5 protein-coding genes, 1 tRNA gene and 1 pseudogene are annotated in these 7,803 nt (G+C 57.5%); 3 read left to right on the top strand and 4 right to left on the bottom strand.

Translation table 11 applies throughout. From position 1 onward, the window contains the following. The first annotated feature begins 243 nt into the window (after window positions 1-243). Window positions 244-324: transfer RNA gene (locus tag ACVWYZ_RS05665), tRNA-Leu, on the top strand. After that, a pseudogene (locus tag ACVWYZ_RS05660) lies at window positions 320-838 on the top strand (IS5-like element ISSoc13 family transposase); the annotation flags it as partial. The gene ACVWYZ_RS05665 and the pseudogene ACVWYZ_RS05660, both read left to right, overlap by 5 nt. Before the next feature lie 29 nt (window positions 839-867). Here the strand turns inward: ACVWYZ_RS05660 and ACVWYZ_RS05655 are convergent. The 3 genes from ACVWYZ_RS05655 to ACVWYZ_RS05645 all read right to left on the bottom strand — a co-directional run bounded on the left by ACVWYZ_RS05655 (window position 868) and on the right by ACVWYZ_RS05645 (window position 4,141). Beyond that, window positions 868-1,683, bottom strand: coding sequence for a hypothetical protein (locus ACVWYZ_RS05655; RefSeq protein ID WP_457466462.1), 816 nt, complete (start codon window positions 1,681-1,683; stop codon window positions 868-870). 262 nt (window positions 1,684-1,945) lie between these two features. Further along, window positions 1,946-2,488: a transcriptional regulator NrdR gene (gene nrdR, locus ACVWYZ_RS05650; protein WP_457466461.1), complete on the bottom strand. Its 543-nt coding sequence runs from the start codon at window positions 2,486-2,488 to the stop codon at window positions 1,946-1,948. 75 nt (window positions 2,489-2,563) lie between these two features. After that, window positions 2,564-4,141: a cryptochrome/photolyase family protein gene (locus ACVWYZ_RS05645; RefSeq protein WP_457466460.1), complete on the bottom strand. Its 1,578-nt coding sequence runs from the start codon at window positions 4,139-4,141 to the stop codon at window positions 2,564-2,566. A gap of 136 nt (window positions 4,142-4,277) precedes the next feature. On the opposite strand from ACVWYZ_RS05645, the gene ACVWYZ_RS05640 reads away from it, so the two are divergent. Further along, complete coding sequence (locus tag ACVWYZ_RS05640; protein WP_457466459.1) at window positions 4,278-6,701, top strand: hypothetical protein; 2,424 nt, start codon at window positions 4,278-4,280, stop codon at window positions 6,699-6,701. Here ACVWYZ_RS05640 and ACVWYZ_RS05635 read toward each other — a convergent pair. Beyond that, window positions 6,583-7,611, bottom strand: coding sequence for a LysR family transcriptional regulator (locus tag ACVWYZ_RS05635; protein WP_414390486.1), 1,029 nt, complete (start codon window positions 7,609-7,611; stop codon window positions 6,583-6,585). The genes ACVWYZ_RS05640 and ACVWYZ_RS05635 overlap by 119 nt on opposite strands. Window positions 7,612-7,803 lie beyond the last annotated feature (192 nt).

The following is a 7,803-nucleotide window of genomic DNA, read 5'->3' as shown; positions in this document are numbered from 1 at the left end:
AGCTATAGCTGCTGGTAAATACTTGTCTTATCCCATCGAGAGAATCGACAAGTGCGGGGAGTCCATGTATCCCGACGCTGATGCTTTGCATACAGGGCGGGACTTATAGCTCCCCGCGCCCCTCCTTTGTTAACTTTCAGGCATGGGGAGTATGTCAACAAGGCAGGACAAGCCGTCGGCTGCAAAATGGCCAATGCCCTTAACAACTCCACCCTTCTGTCGCTATGATGGTTAGGCTCGGAAGCGGATGTGGCGGAATTGGTATACGCGCACGTTTGAGGGGCGTGTGGCTTTGCCTTGCGAGTTCGAGTCTCGCCATCCGCATCGATCCCTCCCGGAAAGATGTGGAAAGTGGTACACCATTTACCCAAGATTCCATCGCTGGAGTCGCTTGGGAGTCTGGGAGAGAATGTTTCAGTTCTTCATCACAGAACCCGATTGAGAGCATCTTGTCCTGGACTCAACCATCGTTCGTGCTCACCCCTGTGCAGCCAAAGGGGAGCAAGCCTTGGGCAGGAGTCGAGGTGGATACAGCTGGCAAGAAGAACACACGAAAGTGATAGGGGATAGAGGATAGGATTCCCATCGATTTACGCAGAGGATAGGGGAGAGTCGGGTGGTAATTCCTTCTAGGAAGAAGAGGAGGGTGGTGCAAGATTACGACCGGCATGTTTACAGAGAGAGGCACCCAGTAGAGTGCTTTTTTCAGAAGCTGAAGCAGTATCGGCATTTGTTTTCTCGTTTTGACAAGTTGGCCAGGAACTTCTTGAGCTTTCTCGACTTCCCAGGTGCTCTCTTCTGGCTCAAATATACAAATATAAAGACCAACAGAACCTAGCAAGTTTTGGGGCATCCTGTGAACAGCTCTTAGGGTGCCTGCACGGACGGTGGGTTGTTGCGCAAAAAGGGCTGCACGGCTACAAATCCCAACCCAAACGATCCAATGACTAAGACGACTGCAGCGGCCATCCAAAGTACGGCAGAGCCCTGGGATCCGTGATGTTGCTCCCGTACCCGCTGATAAATGCCGGTGGAATAGGCTGAGGAGTCTGCTTCACCGAGATAGGGATCCGGGCCGCTCATATCCTGCATCAACTCGTCCAGGGAAGGAACCTGGTAGCCAGTGCGGGGGTAGGGCTCGGCAGGGGTGTGGGTGGAAGGTTGAGAGCGGCGAAGGGAATCGAAGGGGGAGGGGGCAAAGCCGCTGGATGAGAAGGAGGGGGTCTCGTTGCGGGCCTGTCGGCGCTTGAGGCGATTCAAAAAATCGTAGCTGGGCGGGGCCTCCGGTTGGCCGGGATTGGCAGTCGGGTTGTCCTGTCGGAAAGAGGTTTCAGAGACTGGGGCAGCTTGGCCGCCCGCGTCAGCAAACCGCAGACCGATTTGTTGTAGGCGCTTCAAGGTGTGGCCCAATTGCCCCTGGAACTCTTGGGTGATGGCAGCGATCTCTCCGGACAACTGCTGATGCAGAGCACGCAGGCGCTGGTTTTCGGAGGAGAGCAGGCTTACCTGCTGACGGGCAGACTCCAACTCTTCGGCCACTTGTTGATACACCTGAATTGGCACCACCCCTGGCCCGGTCTCCATTGCGGCAGGGGAGCGAAAGCCACTGCGGGGCAAACCACCGGGGTTACCGTTGCTGTTGCGAGCGCCAGAGGGGTTAGAACCCCGAAAATCGTATTGCATAAATTGGGATCGACTCGGAAGGACAGGGGGCTGGAACAGCTTGACACAGAGGGATCCCAATACGAGGGATCCCCAGGGGTAGTGCTGAACACCGGCAACCTAAAGGTGTGCAGCTCTAGCTTTAGTGTAAGCCGCGATTGCTACCCCAAGCATACCGCTAAGCCTTTGGAATGGGCGATCTCTTCACAGCAATTTTTCCCGCCCACAAGCGCCATTTCCCCGCTGCTTCCAGGGAGGGCCGGCTTGCGCTGTCGTTCCCACGTCACGAATACTCCCCCACCAAGTCCGGGGAGCCTGAAGATTCGGAATCTGAGGCAGAGGAGTCCCGCAGCAGCCGCTCCAGATCCCGTCGCAGCGGTGGTTCCAACTGTTCCAGCTCGTTGACAAAGTCCTTTATACCCTGAAACTGGCGGTAGACAGAGGCAAAACGCACATAGGCCACCTCGCTTAGGTGTTGCAGGCGCTCCAGCACCATCTCGCCGATGCGCAGGGTGGTCACCTCCTGGGCATCTTCCAATTGCAGCTTTTCTTCGATCTCGTTGACCAGCTCTTCCATCTGTCTAACGGTGACGGGGGTTTTTTGGCAGGCGCGCATCACCCCTTGCAGGATCTTGTTTCGGTTGAAGCTTTCGCGGGATCCATCCCGTTTAATGACCATGATGGGCATGAACTCGATGCGCTCATAGGTGGTGAAGCGGTAGCCACAGGACATGCATTCTCGCCGCCGCCGCACACTCTGGCCACCTTCTGCCGAACGAGATTCCAAAACTCGGATTTCTTGTTTGCTGCAGCGGGGACATTTCATGGCTTGCAGTCCTTACAAAGCGACAGGTGGGTAGGAGGGTGCCTCAATTTTACCGGATGCTTAATCTTCTGGTGCTTAGACAGATTGCAAATGAGATGGACTCTGTTCGTCGAGTGCAGATTGCAAGGGATCCCACCAAGCAGCGGCTTGCGCCTGGATCTGGGCCTTCAGCTCCGGTTCCATGCGATCCAAATGGATCAATACCCATTTCATTCTGCCCAAGGGGGCTAAGAGGGATCGCTGACGCAACAGGAAGTCCCAATACAACGTATTGATGGGGCAGGCTTGTTTGCCAACCTTTTCGCTGGGATTGTAGCGGCAATGGCGGCAGTAGTCACTCATTTTGCGGATGTACTGAGCAGAGGCGGCATAGGGTTTGGTGGAGAGCATGCCCCCATCGGCAAAAAGGCCCATGCCGATGACGTTGGGCTGCATCACCCAGTCGTAGCTGTCGATAAACACATCCTGAAACCACGCTTCTACTGCCTGGGGCTGAATGCCACTGATGAGGGCGAAATTGCTGAGCACCATTAGCCGCTGGATGTGGTGGGCATAACCATGACGGCGAATTTGATCCAGGGTGTGCTGCAGACAGGCCATGTCGGTTTTGCCCGTCCAAAAAAACTCTGGCAGGGGTCGCTGGTGGCCAAAAAAGTTGTTCTGGGCATAGCCGTTGGGCATTTGGTATTCGTAGAAGCCGCGCATGTACTCCCGCCAGCCCAGGATCTGGCGGATGAAGCCTTCGGCGGAGGGCAGGGGGATCCCGCCGCGATGGTAGGCTTGTTCGACGGCAGCGATGACTTCGTGGGGGGTGAGCAGGCCCAAGTTGAGGTAGGGAGAAAGCAGCGAGTGGAAAAGGAAGTCTTCCCCGGCTTGCATGGCGTCTTGCCAGGGGCCGAAGTGGGGCAGGCGCTCGTGAATGAAATGATCAAGCACTTGCAGGGCTTGGGCGCGGGTGACGGCCCAGCCAAATCCTTCTAAGGATCCGAAGTGATGGCCGTAGTGTTGCCTAACTTTTGCGATGACAGCCTGGGTAATGGCATCGGGGGAAAAGGTGAGGGGCCGAGGATAGCGCATTCCCGGTTTGGGAGGATGGCGGTTCTCCCGGTCGTAGTTCCAGCGCCCCCCCAGGGGCTTGGGGCCATCCATGAGAATGCGAAAGCGTTTGCGCCCTTCGCGGTAAAAGTCTTCCAGGAGCAGGCGCTTGCGACCTGAGGCCCAGTCGATAAATTGACGAGTACTCCAGAGGAAGTGGTTGTTTTCCACAACCAAGAGGGGGCAGGGGAGGGTGGATCTCAGATTTTCCACCTCCTCCCGGATGGGAATATCAGCTGGCTGCATGAGGCGGATCTGCTGCAGTTGATGCTGCTTGGCCCAGGTTTGCAGCGGCTCGGCAAAGCCTTCCGCTTCCACATAGGTGACCGGGTAGCCCCGCTGTTGCAGTTCTTGGGCAAAGTGACGCATGGCCGACCAGACCAGCACCAGTTTCTGCTGATGGTGGTTGCGGGAGCTGGCCCACCGGTGAGATTCGATGAGAATGACGGGAACTCGGTCTGGGGATAGGGTCGAGAGGGAAGCGAGGGCGGATTGCTGTGGGTGGAGTTGATCCGCAAGGATCCAAACCCCTTCTGGGCCGGCAGATGGAGCGATCATGGGATGCTGAAGCTCTCGGTCTATGGGAGGAGCGCTGAGAATGACACAGGTTGAGTTTAGCTCTGGGGGGCAAGGCCAGGTGGCAGTTGCAAGGGATCCCAATGTCTGCTGAATCTCTGCGGATTGTTTTCAAAGCATGAACGGTACAGACGAGGAGAGAGAGACATTGCCGGAGAGACCCCACAGGCCGGGGATCCCTTTCCTGCGGTGGTGGGCCGGGCTGGGGATGGTGGCCCTGCTGCTGCTGGTGATCTGGAATTGGACGGATCCCTTGCCGCCAGCCTGGGATGAGGCGCAGCATCTGCTGCAGGCGCAGGCTTTTGGGCTTCACCTGGGACGGTTTCGCTGGGATGGGCTGTGGGGGCAGCAGTTTTTGCATTTGAACCAGCGCTACCCCCCTTTGGCCTATTGGCTGGGGATCCCCTTGGCAGTTCTACATCCGTTCAGCCGGGCGGACGGGCAGTTGCTCAACTTGGGGTTGCTGGGGGTGCTGGTTCTGGCAACGCAGCGGCTGGGACAGCGGGTCTATCGCTCTGGGGAAGTGGGCTGGCTGGCGGCGGCGTTGGTGCTCCTCTATCCGGGGATCACGGCTTTGGCCCATGTCTACATGCTGGAGCTGCCGCTGGTGGTGGCGGTGACGCTGGCGTTTTGGGCGCTGTGGGCCTATGGGGAGGAGCCTTCCTGGCGGGGGGCGGTGGGGGTGGGGGCGGGGGTGGCGGCGGTGTTGCTCACCAAGTGGACGGGGGTGCTGTTTTTGCTGTTGCCTTTGCTGGGGATCCCGCTGTTGCCGGGCAAGAGGATCCCTTGGTTGGTGCGGCTGGCCCATCTGACCTTGGGCATGGGCGTGGCGCTGCTTTTGTGCTGGCCTTGGTACAGGGCCAATTGGCTGTTTGTGCTCAGCAATGGCTGGGCTTACGCCGAGACTGCCCACTACTACATCACTTGCCCAGCGGGATCCCTGTGCTGGTGGACCACCTACTTGCGCCTTTTGCCCCTGCAGATGAGCCCTTTTTTGTGTGGGTTGCCGCTGCTGAGCGGGTGGGGATCCCTGGACAGGCGAGAGGCAGTTTTGTGGGCCACCTACGGTTCGGGCTACCTTCTCTACACCCTGGTGGACATCAAAGATGTGCGCTTCACCCTACCCCTGCTGCCTCTCTTGGCCGTGTTATCAGCAGGCGGGATCCAAAAGGCTTGCCGGTGGTTGGGGAAGCGGAGGGATCCTTGGGGCTGGAGAGGGGGAGGCTGGGTAGGCGTAGGTCTGGGATCCCTGGCCTTACTCAGCCTAGGCCAGCCCCTTACCCCAGGCGTGGCTCCTCTGTGGAAGGGGATCCAAATGCATTGGCAGGGGCAGCACCCCACACAGGAGCTGACGCAGTGGATCCAATCCTTGATCCAGCCAGGCTTGACCACCACGTTGGGAGTTCTCCCCAATACAGAGCTGATCTCTTCCGAAACCCTCACCTACTTAGCAGCTCTCCAGCGCTGGCCGGTTACATTCCGCGCTGCCGGGCAAACCCCCTGGCCGGAGTTGGAGCTCTCCTTGCTGGATGGGTTTGTGGATGCGGAAGGGGAACAGGGGATTATCGGCCCCTATGGCCCGACTAAGGAGCAGATCCGGCAGCACCTGCGCAGCAGCCCAGACTGGCGACAAGATCCGGCGGTGGAGTTGCCTACCTTGGGTCGGCTGCACACCTACTTCCCTCGCATGCCAAGAGTGACGGTGCAGAAGTGGCCTCTGGAAGCTGGGGAGGTGGAGCTGGTGGAGGTTGAGACGCTGTCGGAGCTGGGGATCCCGGCCTGGAAGTTGCGCTGGCAAGGCCCAGCTCAGAACTTGACCCAGACGCTGGTTTGGGCGCGGCTGGAAGATGGGCAAGGACGGGTTTTGGAGAAGCGGGCCTGGGTGCTGGGGCAGAATCGCCTGCAGCTCAACTTAACGGGCGGCTGGCTGGTGGAAGAGATCTTGACGCTGCCCACAACCGACTTCCCAAGAGGTGGCCTTCTCCACCTGGAATGGCAGTCGCCCAAAGGGATCCGCCATTCCCTACACCAATCCTGGAGAGGATCCCTGTCGAGCTTCCCGAAGGAGGGATCCCCCCTTGTAACGGATCCCTTGTTTCCTCTCCGCGAGGCGGCCAGAGCTGCTGCCGCTGGGGATCTGCAGGCCCTCTCCCTTTACCTCAATGCCTGGACAACCCTGCAATACCCGACTTTTTTGACGGATCCAGATCGCATCCTGGTACGGCAACTGCTGGAGGGGGAACGGCAACAGGCTGCTGCCCAAGGCCAACCGAGCCAGCAAATCCAAAGCCACTACCAACTGGGCTTGATGTTGGCGGCGCTGTTACAACCAGAAGCAGCTCAGTTGCATTTTCAACAGATCGTCGAGCTGGATCCGGAAGACGAGTGGGCGCGGGCTTACCTGGGGTTTTTGCGAGTATTGTTCACTCACGACTTTGAGGGGATCCGGGGGTTGCGACAAGAGCTCTCGGCTGTGCTTCAGCCTCTTTGCCGGAAAGCGGATTTGGATTGGGATTTGAATTGGATTTGTGCTGCTCTTTAGCCACAAAGTCCAGCTCCATTTGAGAAACCTGGGAAAGAAGAAAGTCGGCAAAAGCTTTGGCCACCACCGAAAGACGTTTAGAGCGCAAATAGACCAAATGCCAGAACCCCCGAATGGGAAACTCTTCCACATCCAAAATAGCCAGATGATGCTGCCACCCCCCCAAGGCCAACACATGCTGAGACAAAACCGAAATGCCCAATCCACCCACAATGCCCTGGCGAATGGCTTCGCTGCTGCCTATCTCCATGCGAATGTTGAGCTTTAGGTTATGCTTCTCAAAAAGCCGCTCTACAGCCATGCGGGTGCCAGAGCCAGGCTCACGGGCCAAAAAAGGTTCTTGGGCAATGCGCGCCAGAGGGATCCCCTTTTGGCCCACCAGGGGATGATGAATAGAGGCCATCACCACCAAAGGATTTTCCAGAAAAGGTTGTGCCACCACGTCCAGATCTTCTGGCGGCATCCCCATCACGTAGAGATCGTCCATGTTGTTGCTCATCCGCTCCAAAACCTGCTGGCGGTTGAGCACCTTAAGAGCTACGTCAATGCCGGGATACTGCTGACAAAATGGCCCCAGCAGACGGGGAATAAAGTATTTGGCAGTGGTGACCACTCCAATGCTCAGCCGTCCCTGCTTTAACCCCTTCAGGTCGGCAAGGGTCATCTCAAATTGATTCAATTGTTCAAAAATCTTCTCGCAGGTTTGGTGTAAAGCTTGCCCCGCTTCGGTGAGATACAGCCGCTTGCCCACCTGTTCAAACAACGGTAACCCCACGGCTTTGCTCAATTGCTTGATCTGCATGGAAATCGTGGGCTGGGTCAGGTAAAGCTCTTCTGCAGCGCGGGTAAAGCTCAGGTGGCGGGCGGCAACCTCGAAGATTTGCAGTTGATGCAGGGTAATGGCCTTCATGGACAATCAAGAAAAGCTAAAGGTTTACTACTAAATCATAAGCGCTAATCTATGCCTTTTGGCGAGATCCCTAGGAGAACCTGGCTGACGGTCACAGTGGCGAAAGGGGCAAAACCGAAGAGCAAACCCCTGCCACTCGGACTTAAGGTAGAGATCGACCAAGGGATTGCGCCGGTGTGGGCACGGGCGGCT

It is taken from the genome of Thermostichus sp. MS-CIW-37 (assembly GCF_054060065.1).
This window is presented reverse-complemented; position numbering and strand designations above follow the sequence as displayed.

Bases quoted from the DNA above. Each gene is read 5' to 3' on its own strand.
- ACVWYZ_RS05655 (WP_457466462.1), bottom strand. From the start codon at position 1,683: ATGCAATACGATTTTCGGGGTTCTAACCCCTCTGGCGCTCGCAACAGC.
- nrdR (WP_457466461.1), bottom strand. From the start codon at position 2,488: ATGAAATGTCCCCGCTGCAGCAAACAAGAAATCCGAGTTTTGGAATCT.
- ACVWYZ_RS05645 (WP_457466460.1), bottom strand. From the start codon at position 4,141: ATGATCGCTCCATCTGCCGGCCCAGAAGGGGTTTGGATCCTTGCGGAT.
- ACVWYZ_RS05640 (WP_457466459.1), top strand. From the start codon at position 4,278: ATGAACGGTACAGACGAGGAGAGAGAGACATTGCCGGAGAGACCCCAC.
- ACVWYZ_RS05635 (WP_414390486.1), bottom strand. From the start codon at position 7,611: ATGAAGGCCATTACCCTGCATCAACTGCAAATCTTCGAGGTTGCCGCC.